The sequence below is a fragment of the Leclercia tamurae genome, from assembly GCF_025566055.1.
Taxonomy (GTDB): domain Bacteria; phylum Pseudomonadota; class Gammaproteobacteria; order Enterobacterales; family Enterobacteriaceae; genus Enterobacter; species Enterobacter tamurae.
Genome location: NZ_JAMHKS010000061.1, coordinates 22,444 through 47,791 on the forward strand (window position 1 = coordinate 22,444; position 25,348 = coordinate 47,791).

A 25,348-nucleotide genomic window follows, 5' to 3' on the forward strand; every position below is an offset into this window, starting at 1 on the left:
AGATTACTCCCCTTCACCCGGGAACAGGAACGGGTTGATCGAGCTGCGGGCAAAGCCCTCCTGCTCCATTTTAGCGTCCAGGATTAGCGTGGCGAGATCGTCAGCGACGGCCTCCACTTTCGGGTCTTTTTCCTGATACAAAATCTTCAGGTAGGTGCCGCAGTCGCCACAGCTTTCGGCTTTCACCGCCGACTGCTCGTTCTCCAGCGACCAGTAGTGCAGATCGCGGGTCTGCTCGCAGTTGCTGCATTTGATGCGCACCACGTGCCACTCGGTTTCGCACAGGTTGCAGTGCAGATAGCGCAGCCCCTGAGTGGTACCGATTTGCACCATGCTGGAGACCGGCATAGAACCGCACACCGGGCAGAACTGGCGTGCTTCACCGTACTCAGCGCGGGCTTTGCCTGGAATCAGACTGGCCATTTGCGCCCAGTAGAGCGACAGGGCTGCCCAGATGAACGGCGCTTTATCGCTGCTGACTGAGGCAAAATCAGAGGCAAACAGCGCGCTCGCCATCTGCTCCAGCTCCTGCTCTGAGGCTTTCTCGAGATTCTCGATCACCGCCAGCGCAGGGCCGCTCATCTCAGGCTTGAGCTCGGCTATCAGCGAGTGCAGCAGTTTTTGCCAGTGCTTATCGCGTGGCAGGACGTGGATATCCAGCGGCGGCTTGCCTTGAACGTTCGCCTCTTTGATGCGCGCGGTCAGGTCCATCTGCAGCGGATGGTCGTACAGCACCACTTCCTGGGCATGGGCGATCAGCCCGGCAAAGCGCAGATAGTCGCCAAGCGGGTTGTTCTCTGCCAGCTCACGCAGGCGTTCCGCGCGGCGGTTGTAGAGGTTTTTCAGTCTGGGGAACAGTAGCGGCGGAATCACTTCCGCCGTGCGTTTCTCGCTCGAACCCAGCTCATCTTGCGGGATTATGCGAATACTCATTCAGATGACTTTTCCTGTTTCTGGCGGACTTCACGGTACCAGCGCGGGTGATGTTTCTTCGCCCACGTCTTAGTGACCCAGCCTTCCACCATCGCGGTAATGGTGCCTTTCACCCAGAGGGCGGCGTAGATATGCACCATGATAACCACAATTAACGCCACTGCGGCAAATGAATGCAGCATTAACGCAAATCGGATCACCGGGATTGAGAAAGCAGGCGCAAAGTACGGACGCCAGATGATCACGCCGCTGACCAGCAACAGGACCAGGAAGATAATCGCCGCCCAGAATACGCATTTCTGGCCGAAGTTATAGCGTCCGGTATCACCCACTTCCTCGTTGACGACGATCTTACGAATATTCTTCGCCCAAAAGATATCATCCCGATTGATTAGGTTGTGGTGCCAGTAGCGGAAAAACATGATGATGAACGAGGCGAACATCACCACCCCAACGAACGGGTGCAGGATGCGCGCCAGCTGCGGCGTACCGAGGATCTGCATCAGCCAGTTGAAGGAGGGGAAGAAGAACCCCAGCCCGCTTATCGCCGCCAGCATGAAGCAGAAGGCGGTGACCCAGTGGTTGATACGTTCCGGCGCCGTGTAGCGCACGATGGTGTCACGTCTTCTCATTTGCGCACCTCGTCTTTCTCTTCATGCAGGTTGTCGTCTTCCTCTTCCGCGCGGTTCGGCCCGACACCGACATAGTGGAAGATACTCGCGGCGAAGGTCGCGGCAAACCCGACGGCGGCCAGCGGTTTCCAGATGCCTTTCCAGAATTTCACCGTGGCGCTGATCTCCGGGTTCTCCGGCAGGCCGTGATACAGATTCGGCTTGTCGGCGTGGTGCAACACGTACATCACGTGGGTACCGCCAACACCGGCCGGATCGTACAGGCCTGCGTTGTCGTAACCGCGGGTTTTCAGCTCGGATACGCGCTCGCCCGCCAGCGTTTTCATATCCTCTTTGGAGCCAAAATGAATGGCACCGGTTGGACAGGTCTTCACGCAGGCCGGCTCCTGGCCGACATTCACACGGTCGACGCACAGCGTACATTTATAGACGCGGTTGTCTTCCGGGTTCAGGCGCGGCACGTCGAACGGACAGCCCGCGATGCAGTAGCCGCAGCCGATGCACTGTTCGGACTGGAAGTCGACGATGCCGTTGGCATACTGAATGATCGCCCCTTCAGACGGGCAAGCCTTCAGGCAGCCCGGATCCGCGCAGTGCATACAGCCATCTTTGCGGATCAGCCATTCCAGTTTGTCGTTCTGCTCCACTTCCGAGAAGCGCATCACCGTCCAGGATTTGGCGGTCAGATCGGCGGGGTTGTCATACACCCCGACGTTGTGACCCACTTCATCACGGAGGTCGTTCCACTCCGAACAGGCCACCTGACAGGCTTTACAGCCGATACAGGTGGTCACGTCGATAAGCTTCGCCACTTCCTGCTGGTGGTCCCGCGCCTGAGGCGCGGGGGTGAAACTGTTAGTCGCGGAACGACGAATAATGTCTTGCGATTGATAAGCCATAAGTCGTCTCCGTTACACCTTTTCCACGTTCACGAGGAAGGCCTTGAACTCCGGCGTCTGCGTGTTCGCATCACCGACGAATGGCGTCAGGGTGTTGGCAATAAACCCTTTCTTCGCCACGCCCTCATAACCCCAGTGAATCGGAATACCGATGGTATCCACCTGCTGCCCGTGTACGTTCAGCGTGCGAATACGCTTGGTCACCACCGCCTTGGCCTTGATGTAGCCGCGGTTGGAGGAGACCTTGACCGTATCGCCCTGAGCGATGCCGAGTTTGTTCGCCAGCTTCTCGCCGATCTCCACAAACTGTTCCGGCTGCGCGATGGCGTTAAGCCGCGCGTGCTTGGTCCAGTAGTGGAAGTGCTCGGTCAGACGGTAGGTGGTGCCGACATATGGGAACTTGTCTTTTTTACCCAGCGCCTCGAAATCGCCTTTAAAGATACGGGCGGCCGGGTTAGAGACCACGTTCGGGTGCAGCGGGTTGGTGCCCAGCGGCGTCTCAAACGGCTCGTAGTGTTCCGGGAACGGGCCTTCCGCCATCTTATCGATAGCAAACAGACGTCCCATCCCTTCAGGCTGCATGATAAACGGCCCGACATCGCTGCCTGGTGCGGCAGTGCTGTAGTCCGGAATATCTACGCCGCCCCATTTCGCGCCGTCCCACTTCAGCAGCTGACGCTTCGGATCCCACGGGTTGCCCTGTGGGTCAGCGGAGGCACGGTTATAGAGAATGCGGCGGTTCAGCGGCCATGCCCATGCCCAGCCCAGCGTATTGCCGAGACCTGACGGGTCGGCGTTATCGCGGTTGGCCATCTGGTTGCCTTTCGGCGTCCAGCTTCCGGCAAAGATCCAGCAGCCGCTGGAGGTGGTGCCGTCATCGCGCAGGTGCGCAAAGGTGCTGAGCTGATCGCCTTTCTTCGCCAGAACCACGCCGGTAGCCGGGTCGATAACATCCGCCAGCGCCTTACCGTTGCTCTCCATCGCCACTTCTTCCGGGGATGGGTTCTCCGGCGTCGAGTAGTTCCAGGTCATGTTCAGCACCGGTTCCGGGTTCGCGCCGCCTTCAGAGGCGTACATCTTACGCAGGCGTAAGAAGATGCCGGCCAGGATCTCGCCGTCGTTCATGGCGATGCCCGGGGCGTCCGCGCCTTTCCAGTGCCACTGCAGCCAGCGGCCAGAGTTGACGATAGAACCGTTCTCTTCCGCGAAGCAGGTGGACGGCAGACGGAACACTTCGGTCTGAATCTTCGATGGATCGACATCGTTCGATTCACCGTGGTTCTGCCAGAAGGTCGCCGTCTCGGTGTTGAGTGGGTCAATGGTCACCAGGAACTTCAGTTTCGACAGAGAGGCGACAACTTTGTTCTTGTTCGGGAACGACGCCACCGGGTTAAAGCCCTGGCAGATATAGCCGTTGACCTGACCCTGGTTCATCATCTCGAAGTACTGCAGAACGTCGTAACCCTTGTCCCACTTCGGCAGCCAGTCAAAGCCCCAGCTGTTTTCCGCCGTCGCTTTGTCACCATAGAAAGCTTTCATCATTGAGACGAAGAACTTCGGATAGTTGCCCCAGTAGTTCACCTGGCCTTCGAGCAGCGGTTTTGGCGTGCTGGCCGTCAGGTAGGTTTGCAGGTCGGTCTGTTTCTCACTTGGCAGGTTCATATAACCCGTCAGGCTTTGCGACAGCAGACCGAGGTCGGTCAGACCCTGAATGTTGGAGTGACCGCGCAGGGCGTTGACGCCGCCGCCTGCCATCCCCATGTTGCCGAGCAGCAGCTGAACCATCGCCATAGTACGGATGTTCTGCGCGCCGACAGAGTGCTGCGTCCAGCCAAGGGCATACAGGAACGAGGCGGTTTTATCGTGAGCGCTGGTTTCAGCGATCATCTCGCACACCTTCAGGAAGTCAGCCTTCGGCGTCCCACAGATGTTCTCTACCACGTCCGGCGTATAGCGGGAGACGTGTTCTTTTAGCAGGTTCCAGACGCAGCGCGGGTGTTGCAGGGTGATATCGCGCTTCGCAAAGCCTTTCTCATCCAGCTCGTAGTTCCAGCTGGTTTTGTCGTACTTGCGTTTATCGGCGTCGTAACCGCTGAACAGGCCATCTTCGAAGTGATAATCCTCACGCACGATCAGGCTGGCGTTGGTATAGGCTTCGGTGTATTCGCGGTTATATTTTTCGTTGGTCAGCAGGTACAGCAGTACGCCTGACAGGAAAGTGATGTCAGTACCTGAACGAATAGGGGTGTAGAAATCCGCCACTGACGCAGTACGCGTAAAGCGGGGATCGATCACAATCAGTTTCGCACCGTTGTGGATTTTGGCTTCCATCGCCCAGCGGAACCCGACGGGGTGCGCTTCAGCGGCGTTACCGCCCATCACCACGATGAGGTTGGCGTTCTTGATGTCGACCCAGTGGTTGGTCATCGCACCGCGACCAAATGTTGGAGCAAGACTTGCTACCGTTGGTCCGTGTCAGACACGCGCCTGGTTGTCGACCGCGAGCATACCGAGTGCGCGCGTGAATTTCTGGGTTAAATAGCCGGTTTCGTTACTGGAGGCAGAGGCACACAGCATGCCGGTGGAGAGCCAGCGGTTAACGGTGGTGCCTTCGGCGTTCTGCGCCATGAAGTTGGCATCGCGGTCTTCTTTCATCAGCTTAGCGATGCGATCGAACGCTTCGTCCCAGCCAATTTGCTGCCATTTATCGGAGCCTGGCGCGCGATATTCCGGGAATTTCAGGCGGCTTTCTGAGTGGATGAAGTCCACCAGACCTGCCCCTTTCGGGCACAGCGCACCGCGGTTAACCGGATGATCCGGGTCACCTTCGATATGGAAAATAGATGCTTTGGCGTTTTTTGCACCGTCGCCGAGGCTATACATCAACAGCCCACAGCCGACAGAGCAGTACGTACAGGTGTTACGGGTTTCGCGGGTGCGCAGCAGTTTGTACTGCCGTGTTTCCGCCAGCGCTACGCCGGGCGCAAAGCCCAGTGCCGCCGCCGTGGTGCCTGCCATACCGCCAGCGCAGATCTTAAAGAACTGCCTTCTGCTGACCTGCATGGTCACTCCTTGTTTCGACATTGCTACCCTTTATTCCTCGCGCCTGAGCGCGAATTATTAGGGGTAATTATTGTTTTACTTCACGGCTGTTTTTTTGACCGCAAAGTTGAAAATTTGCGTTAAACCCTCATTTCCACGAGGGGTATGTCAGAATACCACAATGTCGGTACGCTTGTTCCAACGGCGTTAAAACAAAGTGAACGTATTATCACGGTGATGATTATAAAATGTGATATCGATCACATGATGCCCCGAAACTGTTACAAACCTGATTCTCCGTCGGGTTTGAATCTCCGGTAAAGTTGCGCGGACAGGGCGGTAAAAATTGATCCATACTATGCGCCAGGCTGGAAAAGTATGGTGCAATAGCAGGCCTCCCCCGTGGTTGCTCAGGATATTCGTTGTGTTGAAACAAAATGGTGATACCCGCATTACGTCGCTGCCTGTCGGTGTGGCAGAGCGCCGGGTACACAGACCCCCTCAGATTAGCCTCCCGACGCCCGATTTCCTGGCGGAAGAGGTGCCCGTCGCGCTGGTTTATAACGGTATCTCCCACGTGGTGATGATGGCCTCGCCAAAAGATCTGGAGCTGTTCGCCATTGGCTTTTCGCTGTCTGAAGGCATCATTGAGCACCCGCGTGAGATCTACGGCATGGAGGTGATATCCGTTTGCAATGGTCTCGAAGTGCAGATTGAACTCTCCAGCCGCCGCTTTATGGGATTAAAAGAACGTCGTCGGGCGCTGGCGGGGCGTACCGGCTGCGGCGTCTGCGGCGTGGAGCAGCTTAATGATATTGGCAAGCCCGTGGTGCCGCTGCCCTTCACCCAGCGCTTTAACCTTGCCCATCTCGATCGGGCGCTGGCGCATCTCAACGACGTGCAGCCCATCGGGCAACTGAGCGGATGTACCCATGCCGCCGCCTGGGTATTACCGAACGGCGAGATCGCGGGTGGGCATGAAGATGTCGGACGCCATGTGGCGCTGGATAAACTGCTGGGCAGGCGGGCGGGAGAGAGTGACGTCTGGCAGCAGGGGGCCGCGCTGGTCTCCAGCCGGGCCAGCTATGAGATGGTACAAAAGGCGGCGATGTGCGGGGTTGAGATTCTTTTTGCGGTCTCTGCAGCCACCACGCTGGCAGTTGAGGTGGCCGAGCGCTGTAACCTGACGCTGGTGGGGTTCTGCAAGCCGGGAAGAGCCACGGTTTATACCCATCCGCAACGCCTGATAATTGATCAATAATTTTGAATGTTGAGAGCAAATCCTTCCGCTATCAGTTGTCGGTGATAAGGCCTATTATTTATCACATCAAGGCACAACGCCTTACAACAACAACTCATCGCAAGGATTTATATCATGAAAAGCATCAAAACTTTTGTTGCAGTAATCGCTCTGGCTACCTCTTTCGGTTCTTTCGCTGCCCAGTCTGTTACCGCCTCCGCCAGCACTATTGATGGCGCAGAAGCTAAAATCGCGGCTCAGGCCGAGCAGGCAGGCGCATCGTCTTACACCATTACTCAGGCTTTTTCCGGTAACCGTGTACACATGACCGCTGAACTGAACAAATAAACGCAAAGTATCTGTCGAAAGAGCGCCCCCGGGGCGCTTTTTTAGTTTATGCCTGCCAGGCGTAATAACGCCGTCACCACTGCCGCTGCGACGATCACGAAAATCAACGGCACCTTGCGCCAGGCGAGGAAAACCGCAAAGCCTACGCCCAGCACCCGCGCCATCCCGGCAAAATGTTCTCCTTCATAGAAGGTGGTCGCCAGCGCCACCGAAAACAGCAGTACCGTTGCCGCATCCGACAGCAGTGCCTGGGAACGTTCAGACAGCGCTAACCGGCTGCCCAGTTTCGCTCCGCCAAGACGCATCAGGTAGGTGCCCGCCGATAGCAGGGCGATGCCGAGAATAAAGACGGTCATGTTTTCCATTATTTCTTCCTCGTCGCGAGGCCAAGCAGGGAGAGCAGCACCGGCAGGCCGACCGGCGCAAAGGGTACAGCGGCCAGGGACAGGGCCGCGCCGCTGCAGGCGCGGATCAGCGTCGTGCGGTTCTTAAAGGCGGGCACAACCAACGCCAGTAAAATGGCCGGGAACACCGCATCCAGCCCGATGGTTTCCGGCTCTGGCAGCAGCTTGCCGACCATCGCCCCCAGCAGGGTGCCCAGCGGCCAGATAATTGCCACCCCCAGACCGCAGAGCCAGTAGGCGGCCTTGCGCTGCTCAGGTGTTTTTTGCGACAGGCCAAACACCACGCTTTCGTCATTCATAATGTGGCAGCCGAGGAAGCTGGCGCCGCGTTTTCCCACCAGCTCGCGCACCGTCACGCCGAAGGGGACATGGCGGGCGTTGACCAGCAGCCCGGCCGCCGCGGCGGCAAGGGGGTTGCCCCCGCTGGCGACGATGCCGATAAACATAAATTCCGAGGCGCCCGCCAGCACCGAAATCGAGAGCACAAAGGGTACCCACAGCGGGAAGCCGTACGCCATCGCCAGCGAGCCGTAGGACATCCCCACGACGCCCACCGCCAGACACACGAGAATAATCGCCTTGATGGTGTCGCCTTTGAGACAAGAGAACGTGTGTTTCATACAATTTTAGCCATATCGAACGAGTATCCATTATAATGAACGCATCACATTCGTTTATCAAGATGAACGATTCGTTCGATTTATAGAACAAGAGACCGTTTTATGACGCAGCCAATTAGCGTAATCGCCAAAAGCCTGGTGCGGGAGCGCATGCGTACCGGGCTTTCACTGGCGGAGATCGCTCGCCGGGCCGGGATCGCTAAATCCACCCTCTCCCAGCTGGAGTCCGGCAACGGCAATCCCAGCCTCGAAACCCTGTGGTCGCTCTGCGTGGCGCTGGATATTCCCTTTGCCCGTTTGCTGGAACCGCAACAGCCCACGACCCAGGTGATCCGCCGTGGCGAGGGGATGAAAGTTGTTGCCGACCAGGCTAATTATCAGGCTATCCTGCTGGCGACCTGCCCGCCGGGATCACGCCGTGATATCTACATGCTGATGGCGCAGCCAGGTGCGGATCGTATTTCTCATCCCCATCCGCCGGGTTCGGTTGAACACATTATTATTACTCAGGGCCGGGCGCTGGTTGGCCTCATCGACGCACCGGAAGCGCTCGGGGAAGGGGACTATATTTGCTATCCTGCAGACCAGCCGCACATCTTCAAAGCCCTTGAGCCCGATACCTATGCGCTCATGGTGGCGGAACAAAACTAACACCCAAAGACACGGATAATCATGTCGCTTAAAGCCATTGCTAAAGAACTGGGACTGTCGGTAACGACGGTGAGCCGCGCCCTCAACGGCTATTTTGACGTTTCCAGCGAGACGCGCGCCCGCGTGGAAGCCGAAGCGCAGCGCCGCGGCTATCGGCCAAATACCTTTGCCCGTCGTCTGAAGATGGGCAAAATCGACGCCGTAGGACTGGTCTTCCCGGTGCATCCCGTTCCGCTCAATAACAGCGTCTTTATGGATATGGTCGGCGAAATTAGCCACCAACTGGCGCAACATGAGATTGATCTATTATTGATTGCCGACGATGATCTCGCCGACAAGCACAGCTATATGCGCATGGTGCAGAGCCGTCGCGTGGATGCGCTGATCGTGGCCCATACCCTGGATAACGATCCGCGTCTCGAGCAGCTGCAGGCCGCCGGGTTCCCGTTCCTCGCGTTGGGCCGCAGCCATTTGCCGAAGCCCTATGCCTGGTTTGACTTCGATAACTATGCGGGCACGTACAACGCGACCCGGCGGTTAATCGGGCAAGGTCATCAGCGCATCGCGCTGCTGGGTGAGAGCAACAATCAGGCGTTTATTACCCAGCGCCGCCAGGGCTACCTTGATGCTCTGAACGAGGCGGGGCTCTCCAGCGAATGGCTGCGTACCATGCCGCCTTCACGCCGGGCGGGTTACACCACCACTCAGGCGCTGCTGGCGCTGGATGTCGCTCCCACGGCCATCGTCACCGACTGCAACACCCATGGCGACGGGGCCGCGATGGCGCTGGCACAGATGAGGCGTTTAACCGGCGAGAATGCCGTAGCGCTGGTGGTATACGACGGTTTGCCGCAGGACAGCATTGTTGATATCGACGTGGCGGCGGTGATCCAGTCCACCCGTCAGGGGGTGGGCAAGCAGATCGCCGATATGGTGCTGCAGCTGATTAACGGCGACGACATCAGCCAGCTTCAGGTGCTGTGGCAGCCGGAGTTCTCCCCGGGTCAGACGGCATAATTTTCCCCAATTTCTAAACCCGATCACAAATCCGAAACGTTTTGGTTTGTATCCGAAACGTTTCGGATCAACACTCAGGATATCCCGATGACAGGAGATGTCCGATGCAAGAGGCAGTTTTACGACTCGCGAGCGAAACGGTCGATGTGGTAATCAAAACCCACCCGTTCGCCGAAATTCTTTACTGGGGGCCGCACCTTCGCCACTTTTCGCCGCAGGATGCGGCCACGCTATCCCGCCCAATCGCCAACGGCAGGCTGGACGTTGACTCCCCGGTCACGCTGATGGCGGAACTTGCCCACGGGCTGTTCGGCGCCCCGGGTATTGAAGGCCACCGTCAGGGGCTGGATGGCTCGCCGCGGTTTCGTACCGTCGCGGTAGCGCAGCAGGGACAATCCCTGACCCTCACCGCCGAAGATGATAACGCCGGCCTGCGTTTGACCAGCGAGATCGCCCTTGATGACAGCGGCGTGCTGGCGATTCGCCACGGCCTGACCAATCTTAAAAGCCAGCCGTGGCAGGTTGATCGCCTGGCCGTCACCCTGCCGCTGGCGGAACGTGCCCGCGAGGTGATGGCGTTTCATGGCCGCTGGATCCGCGAATTCCAGCCGCATCGCCTGCTGCTGGAGCACGATAGTTTCGTGATCGAAAACCGCCGCGGCCGCAGCTCCCACGAGCATTTCCCGGCCCTGATCGGCGGCACGCCGGGCTTCAGCGAAATGCACGGCGACGTCTGGGGCGTGCATCTGGGCTGGAGCGGCAATCATCGCCTGCGCGCAGAGGCCAAAACCGATGGCCGTCGCTATCTGCAGGCCGAAGCGCTCTATTTGCCGGGTGAGATGGCGGTGGCGGAGGGGGAAACCCTGTGGACGCCACGCCTCTACGCCAGCTACTCCAACCAGGGGCTGAACGGCATGAGTCAGCAGTTCCACCGCTATCTGCGCAGCAACATCATCCGTTTCCCGGAGAACAAACCGCGCCCGGTGCATCTCAATACCTGGGAGGGGATCTACTTTAACCACGACCCTGAGTACATCATGCGGATGGCAGACGAAGCGGCTTCGCTGGGGGTGGAGCGCTTTATCATCGACGATGGCTGGTTTAAAGGGCGCAACGATGACCATGCGGCGCTGGGGGACTGGTATCTCGACGAGCAGAAATACCCCAACGGCTTAACGCCGGTGATCAACCACGTCAAAAGCCTCGGGATGGAGTTTGGTATCTGGGTCGAGCCGGAGATGATCAACCCGAACTCCGATCTCTATCGTGCCCACCCGGACTGGGTTCTGGCTCTGCCAGGTTATGAGCAGGCCACCGGTCGCCATCAGTGGGTGCTGAACCTCAACATTCCTGCCGCCTTTAACTACCTGCTGGAGCGCATGAGCTGGCTGCTGGGCGAGCACGCGGTGGACTATGTGAAGTGGGACATGAACCGTGAGCTGGTGCAGCCGGGCCATAACGGCAAAGCCGCTGCCGACGCCCAGACCCGCCAGTTCTACCGTCTGCTGGACACCCTGGGCGAGCGCTTCCCGCACGTGGAGTTTGAATCCTGCTCCTCCGGCGGCGGGCGTATCGACTATGAAGTCCTGACCCGCTGCCATCGCTTCTGGGCGTCAGATAACAACGACGCGCTGGAACGTAATACTATCCAGCGTGGTATGAGCTACTTCTTCCCGCCGGAGGTGATGGGCGCGCATATCGGTCATCATAAATGCCATGCGACTTTCCGCCAGCACAGCATTGCCTTCCGGGGCCTGACGGCGCTGTTCGGCCATATGGGGCTGGAGCTGGATCCCCTCGCCGTGGATGAGCAGGAGCGCGAAGGCTATCGGCACTATGCGGCCCTGCATAAGCAGTGGCGGGAGGTGATCCACCACGGCACCCAGTGGCGGGTGGATATGCCCGACAGCACTACGCTGGCGCAGGGGATAGTGAGTCAGGATCAGGGTCAGGGGCTGTTTATTGTCAGCCAGTTGGCGATGCCGGATTACACCCTGATGATGCCGCTGCGCATGCCGGGCCTGGAAGCCAGTGCGCAGTACCGCATCACCCTGCTCGATCACCCCAATATCCGCCTGACTGGCGAAGGGGGACACACCATGCGCAAGCTGCCAGCGTGGATGGAGTCCCCGCAAACGGTGAGCGGCGAATGGCTGATGCAGGCGGGGCTGGCTCTGCCGGTTCTGGACCCGGAAACCGCCATCCTGATTGGCGTTGAACGCGTATAAGGGCAATGGGCCGGGCGACCGGCCCTGAGTTGAGGATAAAAATAATGAACACGACTGCCTGTACCCACAAAGACAACCCTAACTTCTGGATCTTCGGGTCGTTCTTCTTTCTCTACTTCTTCATCATGGCCACCTGCTTTCCGTTCCTGCCGATCTGGCTGTCGGATATCATCGGCCTGAATAAAACCCATACCGGGATCGTCTTCTCCTGCATCTCGCTGTTTGCCATCTCGTTCCAGCCGGTGCTGGGGATAGTGTCGGACAAACTGGGGCTGAAAAAACACCTGCTGTGGATCATCGCGGTGTTGCTGTTTTTGTTCGCGCCGTTTTTCCTCTACGTCTTCGCCCCGCTGCTGAAAACCAATATCTGGCTTGGGGCGCTAAGCGGTGGGATCTATATCGGCTTCGTCTTCTCGGCAGGGTCGGGCGCGATTGAGGCCTACATCGAACGCGTGAGCCGCAACAGCTTCTTTGAGTACGGCAAGGCGCGCATGTTTGGCTGTCTCGGCTGGGGGCTGTGCGCCTCGACGGGTGGGGTGCTGTTCAGTATCGATCCCTCATATGTATTCTGGATGGGGTCCGGGGCGGCGCTGATACTGATGCTGCTGCTGGTGGTTGCCAAACCGAAGCCTAATCAGACCGCGCAGGTGATGAACGCCCTCGGCGCTAACCAGCCGCAGATCACTGCCCGAACCGTCTTTAACCTGTTCCGCCAGCGCAAAATGTGGATGTTCATTCTGTACGTGATTGGCGTGGCCTGCGTGTACGACGTCTTCGATCAGCAGTTCGCCACCTTCTTTAAAACCTTCTTCGCTACGCCGGAGGAGGGGACGCGGGCGTTTGGCTTTGCGACCACCGCCGGGGAGATCTGCAACGCCATCATCATGTTCTGCTCCCCGTGGATCATTAACCGCATCGGCGCAAAAAATACGCTGCTGATTGCCGGGGTGATCATGGCGACGCGCATTATTGGTTCGTCATTTGCGACAACTGCCGTGGAAGTGGTGGCCCTGAAGATGCTGCACGCCCTGGAAGTGCCGTTCCTGCTGGTGGGCGCCTTCAAGTACATCACCGGCGTGTTCGATACCCGACTGTCCGCGACCATCTACCTGATTGGCTTCAACTTTGCTAAACAGCTGGCGGCGATTTTCCTCTCCGCCTTTGCCGGGAATATGTATGACCGGATCGGCTTCCAGGAGACCTATCTGATGCTGGGCTGTTTTGTGCTGGCAGTGACGGTGCTGTCGGCGTTTACGTTGAGCAATAAGCGGGATATCGCTGCCGCGAGCGCGGCAGCGTTGACCCATCAGGCCAGGTAAAACACCTCTTGCAGCCCGGTACTCACCGGGCTGTTGTCCGGGTTAGAGGGCATCACTTCCCCCATATATTTCCACCAGCGCTGGCAGACATCGGTGTTTGCCACCGCGTTCCAGCGCTCTTCCGACTCGATCTCCACCGTGGCAAACAGCAGGTTACGGCTCTTATCCAGATAAATGGCGTAGTGGTGCGCGCCGTGGTCTTTCAGGACCGCTTCCAGCTCGGGCCAGATCGGGTTGTGGCGACGTTCATACTCTTCGTGTGCGTCAGGGTTCACCTGCATCACAAAGGCTTTGCGGATCATAATGCCTCCAGATAGAGCTCGCGCACCTCGTCGCGGCTGGCAGCGCGCGGGTTGCAGGGTGCACAGGGGTCGGCGAGGGCTTTATCGAGCCAGCCTTCGATGTCGGCTTTGGTCACGCCCAGCGTGCTGAAGCCGGACGGAATGCCGACGCGGGTGCTCAGATCACGGATCGCCTGAATGGCCGACATGCTGGCCGCTTCGTCGCTCATCTCGCGGGTATCGACGCCCATCGCCTGCGCCACGCGGGCAAAGCGCGCCACGGCGTTCGGACGGTTAAAGTTTTCGATGATCGGCAGCAGGATGGCGTTACATACGCCATGCGGCAGGTTGTGCGTGGCTCCCGGCTGGTGGGCCAGGGCGTGCACCAGCCCGAGTCCGGCGCTGTTAAAGGCCATCCCGGCCAGATACTGGCCGAAGGCCATCTGCTCGCGGGCGTGAATATTGTGGCCGTTGTCCACCGCTTCGGGCAGCCAGTGGGCAATCAGGCGAATCGCCTCCAGGGCATTGGCGTCGGTGAGCGGATGGGCACCCACGGAGACATAAGCTTCGATGGCGTGGGTCAGGGCATCCATCCCGGTGGCGGCGGTCACGGAAGCCGGAATATCGAGCATCACGCTGGCGTCATCCACGGCGATATCCGGAATAATGTTCGGGTCGATGATCACCTCTTTGACCTGACGTTCAGAGTCGATGATCACTGCGTTGCTGGTCATCTCCGCCGCCGTGCCTGCGGTCGTGTTGATCGCCACCAGCGGCACGCCGGCGTTGATGACTTTGCCGACCCCGGAGTACGCGGTAGACGGGCCGGGGTTGGCGGTGAGGATTTTAACCGCTTTGGCGGTGTCGATCGGGCTGCCGCCGCCGAAGGCAATAATGTAATCACACTTTGCGTCCTGATACGCGGCATAGCCCTGCTGGACCAGCGCTTCGGTCGGGTTCGGGAATACCGCGTCGAACAGGTGATATGACATCTGCTGTTCGTCCAACGCACTAAACAGGCTGTCGAGCAGGCCCATTTTCACCAGCTGACCGTCAGTGACGATCAACGCCGTGCCCCACTGTTTGGTTGCCACCAGCTTAACCATATCGCCGATTGCGCCTGCGCCGTGCAGGCTGATTTTCGGCAGCGCCAACATAAAGCTCATGATAATTCTCCTTAATTATGGTGATTTTTATGCCCGGCGGCGCTGCGCGTACACGCAGCACCCCCCGGCATTTAGATCCGTCTTCGCTGCATAATCCGGCGGGTGATGATCGGCAGGGAGATCACCACAATCAGCATCGCGCCGATGATCACCGACATCACAATGCCCGGCACGTTGAGCAGGCTCAGGCCGAAGGTCACCAGCCCCATCAGGAAGGCGGCGATAATCACGCCCACCATGCTGCCGGAACCGCCGAGAATATTGACCCCGCCGAGCACTGCCATGGTCACCACCGCCAGCTCCCAGCCCATCGCAATGGTCGGACGGGTACTGCCCAGACGCGAGGTGAGCAGCACCGAGGCCAGGCCGGCCATCAGCCCCACCAGGGCAAAGAGGAGCAGGTTGTGACGCTTGACGTTGATACCGGAATACCAGGCCCCGGTCGGGTTATTGCCGATGGCGTAGGTGCGACGCCCGAAGTTGGTCTTGTGCAGCACGAAGGCAAACACCACCGCCAGCACGATAAACAGCGCGAACTCAAACGACAGCGCGCCCCAGACATACCCCTGACCAAACCACGCGAAGCTCTCCGGGTACGCATTCAGCGCCTGGTCGCCCAGCAGAATGTAGGTGATACCGCGATAGAGGCTCATGGTGCCGATGGTGATCACAATCGACGACAGGTTAAAGCGGGTTACCAGCAGACCGTTGAACAGCCCGCACAGCAGGCCCACCCCTAAGCCCACACAGACCAGCAGCGGCGTATCCAGCCCGGCCGCCGCACAAAAGCCCATCACTGTTGAACTCAGGGCGATGGTGGAGGCCACCGACAGGTCAATTTCCCGGGCGATAATCAGCATCGCCATCGGCAGGACGATGATCGCCTTTTCGGTGAAGTTGAACGTGGCGTCGGACAGGTTCCAGATATCAAGGAAGTACGGCGAGGCCAGGGCATTAACCACAAATACCGCCAGGGTGACCGCCAGCAGAAAACCTTCCCAGCACAGCAGGCGCTGGAAAATGCCTGCCAGGGCGGGGGTGTTTTTAATCTCTTCAGACGTCATTACTTTACTCATGATCTTACCGCCTGTTTCTGACGAGCCAGCGCCGCATCGCGCAGGATCAGCCGTCCTTTGCGTTTATTGCCGCGCTCATTGAGCAGCACCGCAATCACGATCACCGTCCCGGAGATCGCCATCTGCCAGAAAGGCGACACGCCGATCACCGGCAGGGCATTGTTGATCACCCCGAGGAACAGCGCCCCGCACAGGCAACCCAGCACCCGGCCAGTACCGCCCATAGTGCTGATGCCGCCGATGACGCAGGCCGCCACCACCTGCAGCTCAAAGCCGTTCGCCACGTCGACATAGGCCACCGCAAAGCGCGAGATCCACAGGTAGCCGCAGAACCCGGCCAGCGCCCCGGAGAGGCAGAAGCTGACGAACTGCATCTTCCCGGCGTTGATCCCGGTGTAGTACGCCGCCGTGGCGTTGCCGCCCGCGGTGTAGAGCGCGCGTCCGGTGCGGCTGTAGCGCAGGAAATAGCCCACCAGCAGCAGGGCGGCAATGGCGCACCAGCTCAGCACCGGCAAGCCCAGCACCGACGCACGCGGCAGGCCGAGGAAGTCGGCCCCCATCTGGTTGGAGTTGACCCAGCCGCCCCCGGAGAGCAGGAAGATAATCCCGCGGTAGATGCTCATGGTGCCCAGCGTCACCACAATCGCCGGAATACCCATCTTCCACACCAGCAGGCCGTTGATGACGCCCATTACCAGGCCCAGCGCGGTGGCGAGGATCAGCAGCGCCCAGACCGGGACCTCGGGGTAGTTAAAGTTAATCAGGGCGACAATCATCCCGGTCAGCGCCAGGTTAGCCGCCATCGACAAATCGATGCCCTTGGTGAGCAGCACCATCATCTGCCCGAGGGCCAGAATGATCAGAATCGAGGTGTCGTTAAACATCTCCACCAGGTTGCCCGGGGCGATAAACGACGGGACGCGGGTGCCGATGGCGATAATCATCAATACGATCACCGCCGCCAGCAGCGCCTCGCGGTGTTTAAGCAGCTGTTGCACCATTATGCGGCCTCCTGTCTGGCACCGCTGGCGGCGCTGACGATGGTTTCGGCGGTAGCACCCCCTGCCTGATATTCCGCCACCATCAACCCTTCATGCATGACGATAATGCGGTCGGCCATGCCCATCACTTCCGGCAGTTCGGAGGAGACCATGATCACCGCCAGCCCCTGACCGACCAGCTCGGACATAAACTGATGCACCGCCGCTTTAGAGCCGATATCGATCCCTTTGGTCGGTTCATCGAGGATGATGACGTCCGGGTGGGTCGCCAGCCATTTGCCGATCACCACCTTCTGCTGGTTGCCGCCGGAGAGGGTTTCCACCGCCTGTTTCCAGCTAAAGGCTTTCACCTGCAGACGTCTGGCGTATTCATCCGCCAGCTGCCACTCGCGATCGTCCCGCAGCACCCCGTTGGGGTTGAGCTTGCTGAGCTGGGGCAGGCTGATGTTCTGCGCAATCGACAGCTCAATAATCGCCCCCTGCTTCTGGCGCTCTTCCGGCACGCAGACGATCCCGGCCCGGATGGCGTCCGCCGGCTGGCGGAAATGCTGTTCTTTCCCGTTCAGCACGATGCTGCCGGAGGAGGGACGCGAGACGCCGGAGAGCGCCTGCATCAACTCGGTGCGCCCGGCCCCCACCAGCCCGTAAAAGCCGAGGATCTCGCCTTTGCGCAGGGTAAAGGAGATGTTAGCGAACTCGGTGGGGTGGCAGAGATTTTTGACCTCCAGCACGGTGTCGCCTTTTTCACACTCTACTTTTGGGAAGGTCTGGGTAATGGCGCGGCCCACCATCATCGCCACCATCCGCTCTTCGGTGATGTCGTTGATGGCTCCGGCACCGACAAATACGCCGTCGCGCAGGATGGTGTAGTGATCCGCCAGCTCAAAAATCTCGTCGAACTTGTGTGAGATAAACAGGATCGCTTTCCCCTCCTGCTTCAGGCGTTCAACAATCTGATAGAACTCAAGAATTTCATGTTGCGACAGGGCGGCGGTGGGTTCATCGAGGATCACCACCTGGGCGTCAAACGACAGCGCCCGGGCAATAGCCACCATATGCCGCTGGGCGATGCTCAGGGTTTTCAGCGTGGCGCGCGGGTCAATCTGCACCTCCAGACGGGTAAGGATCGCCTGCGCCCGGCGGTGCATCTCCGGCCAGTCGAGCTTTTTGAAAATGCCTTTATAGAGGTACTGACCGACAAAAATATTTTCGGTGACCGACAGCTCGTCGAACAGGACGGTCTCCTGGTGGATGGCGGTAATGCCTACCTTGTGTGCCGAGTCAGGAGTCGGCAGGTTGATGGGAATGGCTTTGTAGAGGATCTCGCCCTCGTCGGGCTGGTAGATGCCGGTCATTACTTTGACCAGTGTCGATTTACCCGCGCCGTTTTCACCGATCAGGGCGGTGACTTTGCCGGGCCAGAGTTCAAGCTGAACGTTCTCAAGGGCGCGCACACCGGGGAACACCTTGGTGATGCCTTTAAGCTGAAGCAATGGGGTCATGATAGTTCTCCATTTTATCCCCTCTCCCGGAGGGAGAGGGAGAAAGAATCAGAAGATTTTCGAGAACTTATCAATATTGCTGGCATCGTAAACAAACGGCTCAGCCATCGCGCCGCTGCCGTCGGCATCCAGCTTCACTTTGCCCAGTTTGCCCATGCTGGCTTCGTCTTTGGTCGCCGTGCCTTTCACCAGGTCATCCGCTAAGTAGGTCGCGGCATACCCGAGGTCGATCGGGTTCCAGATGGCGAAGCTTTTGCTGGCACCGGATTTCACCGCGCCGGCCATCTCGGACGGCAGGCCTAAGCCGGTAACATAGACTTTGCCGATCTTGCCCTGATCTTTCACCGCCTGCGCCGCGGCGACAATACCGACCGACGACGGAGAGACGATCACCTTCAGATCCGGGTAGGTTTTCAGCAGGCCGACCGCTTCACGGTAGCTCTTATCCGACAGATCGTCGCCATAGGCCACGGTCACCAGATTGACGGAAGGGTACTGCGGCAGCACCTTTTTCATCTCGGCAATCCAGGTGTTCTGGTTGGTGGAGGTTGGGGTGGCGCTCAGCACCGCCACGTCGCCTTTCTCCACGTTCAGCGCTTTCAGCGCCTCGGCCGCCAGCTTGACGTTGGTCTCGCCAATCAGCGCGTTATTGGAAGGGTTGAGGTGGATCTGACGCCCGGCTTTCGCCACGCCGGAGTCCCAGGACACCACTTTGATCCCGCGCTGCATCGCTTTTTTCAGCACCGGCACCACGGCATCAGGATCGTTGGCGGAGATGGCGATCGCATCCACTCCCTGAGCGATCAACCCGTTCAGCACTTCGATCTGCGCTTCGGCCGTGGTGGTGGTCGGCCCGGTATAGATCACTTTGACATCACCTAACTCTTTGGCTGCCTCCTGGGCACCCACGTTTGCCGCTTCGAAGAAGCCATTACCTAAGGATTTCGCCACCAGGGCGATTTTTACTTCCGCTAAAGCAGAACCGGACAACGCCAGGGCGGCAACGGTGAGGATCAAGCTTGTCTTTATTTTCATTGCTTTTACTCCACTTAATGAGGTGATTTTTGTAGGGTTTGCAGGTGTAGTTCGCCCCGTCTCGGTGAGCGGGGCGCGATGTTCTTATTTGTACAGATCTAACGCCGACTGCATAGGGTTAACGCCAAAGCGTTTGCCCAGCGCAATCAGCTCTTCCCGGGTGATGGTCTGCTTCATGCCACCCATCGAATAAACCTTTACCAGCACTTCGGCTGACTTCTCGGCGGTGTCGATCAGACCAAAGGTCTCATCCAGCGTCGGGCCGCTGCCGAACACGCCGTGGAATGGCCACAGCACCAGCGAATGTTTTTGCATCTCAACTGCGGTGGCTTCGCCGATCTCATCGGTGCCCGGCACCATCCACGGCAGAATGCCCACGCCATCCGGGAACACCACCAGACACTCGGTACTGCCTTCCCACAGCTGACGGGTGATAACGTCCGTGTTGTTCTCCAGCACGAAGGTCAGGGCAATCAGGTTGGTGGCGTGGCAGTGCATGATCACGCGATCTTTCCCACTGGTGGCCTTGATTCGCTCGCAGTGGGAGAGGAAGTGGGCCGGCAGTTCAGAGGTTGGCACCGCGTCGTCAGTCAGCCCCCAAAGAATGTGGTAGCCCGCGCCGTCGCTGTCCACTTTTACCACCCCTAAACTGGCGGTGGGATCGAGCTGCACGTTGCGGAAGAACTTGCCAGAACCGGTGACGATAAACGGCGTGTTGGCGAGCAGCGGCATCGGCTGGCTCAGGGCGATATAGCGCGGCTTCTGATGGAAGTCGGCGGCAAAGGGTTCAATATCCGCGTCGTCCAGGCGCAGCGTCAGGTTGCCGCCGTTGCGTTCGTCCCAGCCTTTCAGCCAGGCGTCGGAGGTGGCTTTGATCATGCCCTGGACGAACCAGGATTGAGTGATGGTCTGCATTCTGTGTTTCCTTTGAAAATGCCCGGCGGCGCTTAGCTTGCCGGGCCTACAGCTAAACGTAGGCCGGGTAAGCGAAGCGCCACCCGGCAATGTTGTTTACTGACGAGTGGTAAGAACGTCCTGCTCATACGCCCGCACGGTATCCAGCCACTGGCTGCCCGCCGGGGCGTCGTTGCGCTGGCAGTACATCTCCCATACCGCCTGCCACGGCAGGGATTTTTGCTCTTCGAGCAGCGCCAGACGCGCGGTGTAATCCCCTGCGGCTTCCAGCGCGCGCAGCTCGGCGGTAGGCTCCAGCAGGGCGCGCAGCAGGGCTTTTTTCATGTTGCGGGTGCCAATAACCCAGGCCGCGATGCGGTTGATGGAGGCGTCGAAGAAGTCGAGGCCGATGTGCACCCGGTCAAACAGGTCATGGCGAATGATTTCGCTGGCGATGGCCTGGGTTTCGTCATCCAGCAGCACCACGTGGTCGCTGTCCCAGCGCACCGGGCGGCTGACGTGCAGCAGCAGGTGCGGTACATACAGCATCGCGGCGGAGATTTTGTCGGAAATCACTTCGGTCGGATGGAAGTGGCCCGCGTCCAGGCACAGGGCGGTCTGACGGCTGGTGGCGTAACCCATGTAGAACTCACTGGAGCCGACGGTGTAGCTTTCGGCGCCAATGCCGAACAGCTTGCTCTCAACGGCGTCGATGTGGTGCGCCGGGTTCAGCTTCTCGCTGATCACCTCATCCAGCGCCGCCAGCAGACGCTGACGCGGGGCAAGGCGGTCAACGGTAATGTCTTTCATCCCGTCCGGGATCCAGATGTTCATCACCGACGGGGTGCCCAGCTGTTCGCCAAACCAGGCCGAGACGCGACGGCTGGCTTTGACGTGGTCGATCCAGAACTGACGGATCTCGTCGTCGGCGTGGGCGAGGGTAAAGCCGTCGGCGCTCAGCGGATGCGAAAAGCAGGAGGGGTTGAAATCCAGTCCCAGCTTGTTGGTTTTTGCCCACTCGACCCAGTTCTTAAAATGTTCCGGCTTGATGGCGTTGCGATCGACAGGGGTGTCGGACTCCAGATAGATGGCGTGCAGGTTCAGGCGCTTTGGCCCCGGGATCAGGCTCAGGGCCAGCTCCAGATCCGCCCGCAGTTCGGCGGCGTTACGCGCCTTGCCCGGATAGTTACCGGTGGCCTGGATCCCGCCGGTCAGCGCGCCGCCCGGGTTCTCAAAACCGGCGACGTCATCGCCCTGCCAGCAGTGCATAGAGACGGGCAGACGGTCGAGCTGACGCAGAGCCTCCTCGACATCCACGCCCACGGCGGCGAAACGCTGTTTAGCCAGTTCCCAGGCTTGTTCAAGTTGAGTGGTCATGCGCAAAGCTCCTTTGTCGGTCGTTGTTGCTGAAACTGCGTGCGGTAGCGGGCAATCTCATGATCGGGATGAGGGATAAAGGTGGTCAGGCCGTAGTTGCCGGTCACCACCTGACGGAATTGATCCACGCTGGTCAGCTCGTCGAGGGCCATCAGCTGAATGCCGATATTGCCGAGTGTCGATGCCTCAACCGGCCCGGCTAACACCGTGATACCGCAGGCATTGGCGCAGAGCTGGTTCAGCAGTTGGTTCTGGCACCCGCCGCCGACAATGTGCAGCTGGCTGAAGGGCTTACCGCGCAGGGTCGCCAGCTCGTGCAGCACCTCGGCATACAGCAGGGCGAGGCTGTCAAAGATGCAGCGCGCCAGCTCGGCGGCGCTCTCCGGCACCGGCTGGGCGCTGTCGCGGCAGGCGGCCTGGATCTCGGCGCTCATATTGGCCGGATTAATAAAGCGGTCGTCGTTGGGATTGATCAGGAAAGTGCAGGCCGTCAGCTTTTCGGTGTCTGCGATAAGCTCCGGCAGGTTGGTTATGTTCTGCTCTTTCAGCACCCGCTGCAGCAGCCACAGGCCCATGATGTTTTTCAGTACCCGGTAGCGGCCCTCGGCCCCGCCTTCGTTGGTGATATTTGCGGCCAGCGCGTTATCGCTGGTATAAGGCGTTTTGCTCTCAAAGCCCATCAGGGACCAGGTGCCGGAGGAGAGATACGCTGCATCCTGTGAGGCCAGCGGAGCAGCGATCACCGCGCTGGCGGTGTCGTGGCTGGCGACGGCCACCACGGGAATGTGGTTGCCCTGCGGGCAGATCCAGTGGCCGATCACGTTGCCCGGATGGGTCGGGGTGCCAAACCAGTCGCGCGGCGCGCCGGTCCAGTTGAGCAGGTTCTCGTCCCAGGAGTCGGAATTGATGTTCACCAGCTGGGTGGTGGTGGCGTTGGTATATTCCCAGTTCATCTGGCCGGTGAGACGGTAGCTGAAGTAGTCCGGGATCAGCAGGGCATGGGCGACGTTCGCCACCAGCTCCGGCTGCTGTTCCACCAGGGCGCGCAGCTGATACAGGGTATTAAACGGCAGGAACTGGATGCCGCTCCGGCCATAGATCTCCGCTTTCCCGAGCTGCGCCAGTGCGTGCGCCATCACCCCGTCGGTGCGGCTGTCGCGATAGGAGACCGGGAGGCCCACGCGCTCGCCGTTGCTGTCCAGCAGCACGTAATCCACGCCCCAGGTGTCAATCCCGATGCTGTCGATGTGAATGCCTTCTTCGCACACCTTATTCAGCCCGGTGCGGATCTCCGCTTCCAGAGTGTCGATATCCCAGCAGTCAAAACCGTCCTGCTTTTGCAGGCAGTTCACGAAACGGTGGATTTCGCGCAGGGAGAGGGTGCGCTGCTCGCGGTGGTAGCTCGCCAGCATTACGCGGCCGCTGGATGCGCCTAAATCGACAGCCACACAATGGCGAAAAGTCATGGTCCGGTCCTTCCTGAAGTCATTGCCGGACAGTGTAGAAAAGGGAAGGGTCAGTGACCTTCTCGCCACTGACAGCGCATTTCAGGCGCTGGCAAGAAAGCAAAGATGAACGTGAGAGAGTTCACATTTCCCGCTAATAGCCAGGATTTTGGGGGATGTGACGGTGGGCGCATTTCCGGATCTTTCCCGCCGTTTCTTGAAAAAGCGACAGGCTTTGCGCCATTTGCTGTCGAAAATTTAAGGTGAGCCGGGGAACCCTAAATTACTATTTTGAGAACATTTATCATCTGGTGAACCGTTATGACCGTACTGCACAGCGTGGATTTTTTCCCTTCAGGCCACTCGCCTGTGGCGATTGAGCCGCGGCTGCCCCAGGCTGCCTTTCCGGAACATCATCATGATTTCCATGAGATTGTGATCGTGGAGCACGGCACGGGTATCCATGTCTTCAACGGGCAGCCCTACACCATCAGCGGCGGCACGGTGTGCTTTGTCCGCGATCATGATCGGCATATGTATGAACATACCGATAACCTGTGCCTGACCAACGTGCTCTATCGCTCCCCGGATGCGTTCCAGTTTTTGTCGGGACTGAACCAGCTCCTGCCCCAGGAGCAGGATGGCCACTACCCGTCGCACTGGCGGGTGAATCAGTCCACGCTGCAGCAGGTGCGCCAGCTGGTGAGCCAGATGGAGCAGTCTGAAGAGGGGCAGGCCACCCACGCCCTCGCCAGCCGCGAGATCCTGTTTATGCAGCTGCTGGTGCTGCTGCGCCGGGGTAGCCTGGTGGAAGGGGCGGCGAATAACGATGCCCGGCTCAATCAGCTGATGGCCTGGCTGGAAGATCACTTTGCAGAGGATGTCTGCTGGGAGACGCTGGCGGATAACTTTTCCCTCTCGCTACGCACCCTGCATCGCCAGCTGAAGCAGCACACCGGGCAGACGCCGCAGCGTTACCTGAACCGTCTGCGGCTGATCAAAGCGCGCCATCTGCTGCGTCATACCGACGATAGCGTCACGGATATCGCCTATCGCTGCGGTTTCGGCGACAGTAACCACTTTTCAACCCTGTTTCGCCGGGAGTTTTCCTGGTCCCCGCGCGACATTCGCCAGGGCCGGGATGCCTCGCTTCAGTAACGCGAGGAAAATCACCGTTTTATTGCCGCAAACCGGGTAATAATGTCAGGTTGTTCCCGGGTGAGGTTGTGATGTGGCAGGACAGTTGATTCTTCGCAGAGCCGATTTTTTTGCATCCGCCGCCCAGGCCGTCGCGGTGGCGGACCGCTATCCGCAAAATGTTTTTGCTGAGCATACCCACGACTTCTGCGAACTGGTGCTGGTGTGGCGCGGCAATGGCCTGCATATCCTCAACGATCGCCCGTACCGCATCACCCGCGGCGACCTGTTTTATATCCGCGCGGAAGACAAACACTCCTACGCCTCGGTTAACGATCTGGTGCTGCAGAACATCATCTACTGCCCTGACCGGCTGAAGCTCAACGTGGACTGGGCGGCGAACATTCCCGGTTTTCTCAGGGCCGGCGGCACTCCGCACTGGCGGCTGGGCAGCAACGGCATGGCGCAGGTGCGCCCGGTGATCGCCCAGCTGGAGCAGGAGAGCCTGAAGAACGATCCCCACGCGTTCGACATGGCCGAGCTGCTGTTTGCCCAGCTGACGATCATGCTCAAACGCTACCGTTATGCCCCGGATAACCCGGCGGCCAGCGAACCGGAAGCGCTGCTGGATAAGCTGATCACCGCCCTGGCGGGCAGCCTGAACCGCAGCTTTGTGCTGGAGAAGTTTTGCGAGCAGGAGCAGTGCAGCGAGCGCGCCCTGCGCCAGCAGTTCCGTACCCAGACCGGGATGACGGTGAACCACTACCTGCGCCAGCTGCGGATCTGCCACGCGCAGTATCTGCTGCAGCACACCGAGCTGATGGTCAGCGAAGTCGCCATGCAGTGCGGCTTTGAGGACAGTAACTATTTCTCGGTGGTGTTTAACCGCGAAGTGGGGATGACCCCGGTTCAGTGGCGCCACCGCAGCCATAACGCGGCGTAATAGAATATCTGCTCACCCCTGAGTGCCACCACACGCCCCGCCAGATCAGTGACATAACTAAAAGTTATAACCTTATTAAAACTACGGCATTGATAAACATTTTCAATATCATTTAATTAACTATAATGAACCAACTGCTTACGCGGCATTAACACGTT

23 protein-coding genes are annotated in these 25,348 nt (G+C 59.1%); 8 read left to right on the plus strand and 15 right to left on the minus strand.

What is annotated here, in order from left to right:
• Positions 1–3: 3 nt before the first annotated feature.
• From fdhE to fdnG, 4 genes are read right to left on the minus strand one after another with little or no spacing between them, the layout of a single operon-like run.
• A complete protein-coding gene (fdhE, locus tag M8318_RS02095; RefSeq protein WP_106995745.1) occupies positions 4–933 on the minus strand; it encodes a formate dehydrogenase accessory protein FdhE in 930 nt (309 codons plus the stop codon).
• Positions 930–1,565, minus strand: a complete 636-nt coding sequence (gene fdoI / locus M8318_RS02100) for a formate dehydrogenase cytochrome b556 subunit (RefSeq protein ID WP_262660833.1) — start codon at positions 1,563–1,565, stop codon at positions 930–932. Before fdoI ends, fdhE begins: the two co-directional genes overlap by 4 nt.
• Positions 1,562–2,464, minus strand: a complete 903-nt coding sequence (gene fdxH, locus M8318_RS02105) for a formate dehydrogenase subunit beta (RefSeq protein WP_106995747.1) — start codon at positions 2,462–2,464, stop codon at positions 1,562–1,564. The genes fdoI and fdxH overlap by 4 nt, the downstream gene beginning before the upstream one ends.
• A gap of 12 nt (positions 2,465–2,476) precedes the next feature.
• Positions 2,477–5,527 carry a formate dehydrogenase-N subunit alpha gene (gene fdnG / locus M8318_RS02110; protein WP_262660879.1) on the minus strand — a complete coding sequence of 1,017 codons (3,051 nt, stop codon included), beginning with the start codon at positions 5,525–5,527 and terminating at the stop codon, positions 2,477–2,479.
• A gap of 403 nt (positions 5,528–5,930) precedes the next feature.
• Here fdnG and fdhD point away from each other — a divergent pair, with 403 nt between their 5' ends.
• Together fdhD and M8318_RS02120 are read left to right on the plus strand one after the other, a co-directional pair.
• The gene (fdhD, locus tag M8318_RS02115) at positions 5,931–6,767 is read left to right on the plus strand and encodes a formate dehydrogenase accessory sulfurtransferase FdhD (protein WP_262660834.1); all 837 of its coding nucleotides are present in this window, start codon (positions 5,931–5,933) and stop codon (positions 6,765–6,767) included.
• A gap of 114 nt (positions 6,768–6,881) precedes the next feature.
• Positions 6,882–7,094: a YdgH/BhsA/McbA family protein gene (locus M8318_RS02120; RefSeq protein WP_103177552.1), complete on the plus strand. Its 213-nt coding sequence runs from the start codon at positions 6,882–6,884 to the stop codon at positions 7,092–7,094.
• A 41-nt stretch (positions 7,095–7,135) separates the two neighbouring features.
• Here M8318_RS02120 and M8318_RS02125 read toward each other — a convergent pair whose 3' ends face one another.
• Positions 7,136–7,459, minus strand: coding sequence for an AzlD domain-containing protein (locus tag M8318_RS02125; RefSeq protein WP_166184917.1), 324 nt, complete (start codon positions 7,457–7,459; stop codon positions 7,136–7,138).
• Positions 7,459–8,118: an AzlC family ABC transporter permease gene (locus M8318_RS02130; RefSeq protein WP_262660835.1), complete on the minus strand. Its 660-nt coding sequence runs from the start codon at positions 8,116–8,118 to the stop codon at positions 7,459–7,461. The genes M8318_RS02125 and M8318_RS02130 overlap by 1 nt, the downstream gene beginning before the upstream one ends.
• A gap of 102 nt (positions 8,119–8,220) precedes the next feature.
• On the opposite strand from M8318_RS02130, the gene M8318_RS02135 reads away from it, so the two are divergent.
• The 4 genes from M8318_RS02135 (at position 8,221) to M8318_RS02150 (ending at position 13,333) form a co-directional block, all read left to right on the plus strand.
• A complete protein-coding gene (locus M8318_RS02135) occupies positions 8,221–8,769 on the plus strand; it encodes a helix-turn-helix domain-containing protein (protein WP_262660836.1) in 549 nt (182 codons plus the stop codon).
• A 21-nt stretch (positions 8,770–8,790) separates the two neighbouring features.
• Positions 8,791–9,786, plus strand: a complete 996-nt coding sequence (locus M8318_RS02140; protein ID WP_262660837.1) for a LacI family DNA-binding transcriptional regulator — start codon at positions 8,791–8,793, stop codon at positions 9,784–9,786.
• Positions 9,787–9,890: 104 nt separating this feature from the next.
• A complete protein-coding gene (locus tag M8318_RS02145) occupies positions 9,891–12,014 on the plus strand; it encodes an alpha-galactosidase (RefSeq protein WP_262660838.1) in 2,124 nt (707 codons plus the stop codon).
• A 44-nt stretch (positions 12,015–12,058) separates the two neighbouring features.
• Positions 12,059–13,333 (plus strand): MFS transporter, encoded by a 1,275-nt coding sequence (locus M8318_RS02150; RefSeq protein ID WP_166184902.1) that lies wholly within the window; start codon positions 12,059–12,061, stop codon positions 13,331–13,333.
• On the opposite strand, the gene rhaM is transcribed toward M8318_RS02150, so the two are convergent.
• From rhaM to rhaB, 9 genes are all read right to left on the minus strand, one after another.
• Positions 13,321–13,635, minus strand: coding sequence for an L-rhamnose mutarotase (gene rhaM, locus M8318_RS02155; protein ID WP_117386836.1), 315 nt, complete (start codon positions 13,633–13,635; stop codon positions 13,321–13,323). The genes M8318_RS02150 and rhaM overlap by 13 nt on opposite strands.
• Positions 13,632–14,780 (minus strand): lactaldehyde reductase, encoded by a 1,149-nt coding sequence (fucO, locus tag M8318_RS02160; protein WP_262660839.1) that lies wholly within the window; start codon positions 14,778–14,780, stop codon positions 13,632–13,634. The genes rhaM and fucO overlap by 4 nt, the downstream gene beginning before the upstream one ends.
• A gap of 71 nt (positions 14,781–14,851) precedes the next feature.
• Positions 14,852–15,856 carry an ABC transporter permease gene (locus M8318_RS02165; protein ID WP_262660840.1) on the minus strand — a complete coding sequence of 335 codons (1,005 nt, stop codon included), beginning with the start codon at positions 15,854–15,856 and terminating at the stop codon, positions 14,852–14,854.
• Complete coding sequence (locus M8318_RS02170) at positions 15,853–16,857, minus strand: ABC transporter permease (RefSeq protein ID WP_262660841.1); 1,005 nt, start codon at positions 16,855–16,857, stop codon at positions 15,853–15,855. The genes M8318_RS02165 and M8318_RS02170 overlap by 4 nt, the downstream gene beginning before the upstream one ends.
• Entirely contained in the window at positions 16,857–18,359 is a 1,503-nt protein-coding gene (locus M8318_RS02175) for a sugar ABC transporter ATP-binding protein (protein WP_262660842.1), read from the minus strand. Before M8318_RS02175 ends, M8318_RS02170 begins: the two co-directional genes overlap by 1 nt.
• 48 nt (positions 18,360–18,407) lie before the next feature.
• A complete protein-coding gene (rhaS, locus tag M8318_RS02180; RefSeq protein WP_106995762.1) occupies positions 18,408–19,394 on the minus strand; it encodes a rhamnose ABC transporter substrate-binding protein in 987 nt (328 codons plus the stop codon).
• Between the two features lie 84 nt (positions 19,395–19,478).
• Entirely contained in the window at positions 19,479–20,309 is an 831-nt protein-coding gene (gene rhaD / locus M8318_RS02185) for a rhamnulose-1-phosphate aldolase (protein WP_262660843.1), read from the minus strand.
• A 96-nt stretch (positions 20,310–20,405) separates the two neighbouring features.
• The gene (gene rhaA, locus M8318_RS02190) at positions 20,406–21,665 is read right to left on the minus strand and encodes an L-rhamnose isomerase (RefSeq protein WP_262660844.1); all 1,260 of its coding nucleotides are present in this window, start codon (positions 21,663–21,665) and stop codon (positions 20,406–20,408) included.
• Positions 21,662–23,131, minus strand: a complete 1,470-nt coding sequence (rhaB, locus tag M8318_RS02195) for a rhamnulokinase (protein WP_262660845.1) — start codon at positions 23,129–23,131, stop codon at positions 21,662–21,664. The genes rhaA and rhaB overlap by 4 nt, the downstream gene beginning before the upstream one ends.
• 300 nt (positions 23,132–23,431) lie before the next feature.
• Here rhaB and rhaS (M8318_RS02200) point away from each other — a divergent pair, with 300 nt between their 5' ends.
• Together rhaS (M8318_RS02200) and rhaR are read left to right on the plus strand one after the other, a co-directional pair.
• Positions 23,432–24,268 (plus strand): HTH-type transcriptional activator RhaS, encoded by an 837-nt coding sequence (gene rhaS, locus M8318_RS02200; protein WP_262660846.1) that lies wholly within the window; start codon positions 23,432–23,434, stop codon positions 24,266–24,268.
• A 73-nt stretch (positions 24,269–24,341) separates the two neighbouring features.
• A complete protein-coding gene (gene rhaR / locus M8318_RS02205; protein WP_262660847.1) occupies positions 24,342–25,190 on the plus strand; it encodes an HTH-type transcriptional activator RhaR in 849 nt (282 codons plus the stop codon).
• The last annotated feature ends 158 nt before the right edge of the window (positions 25,191–25,348 follow it).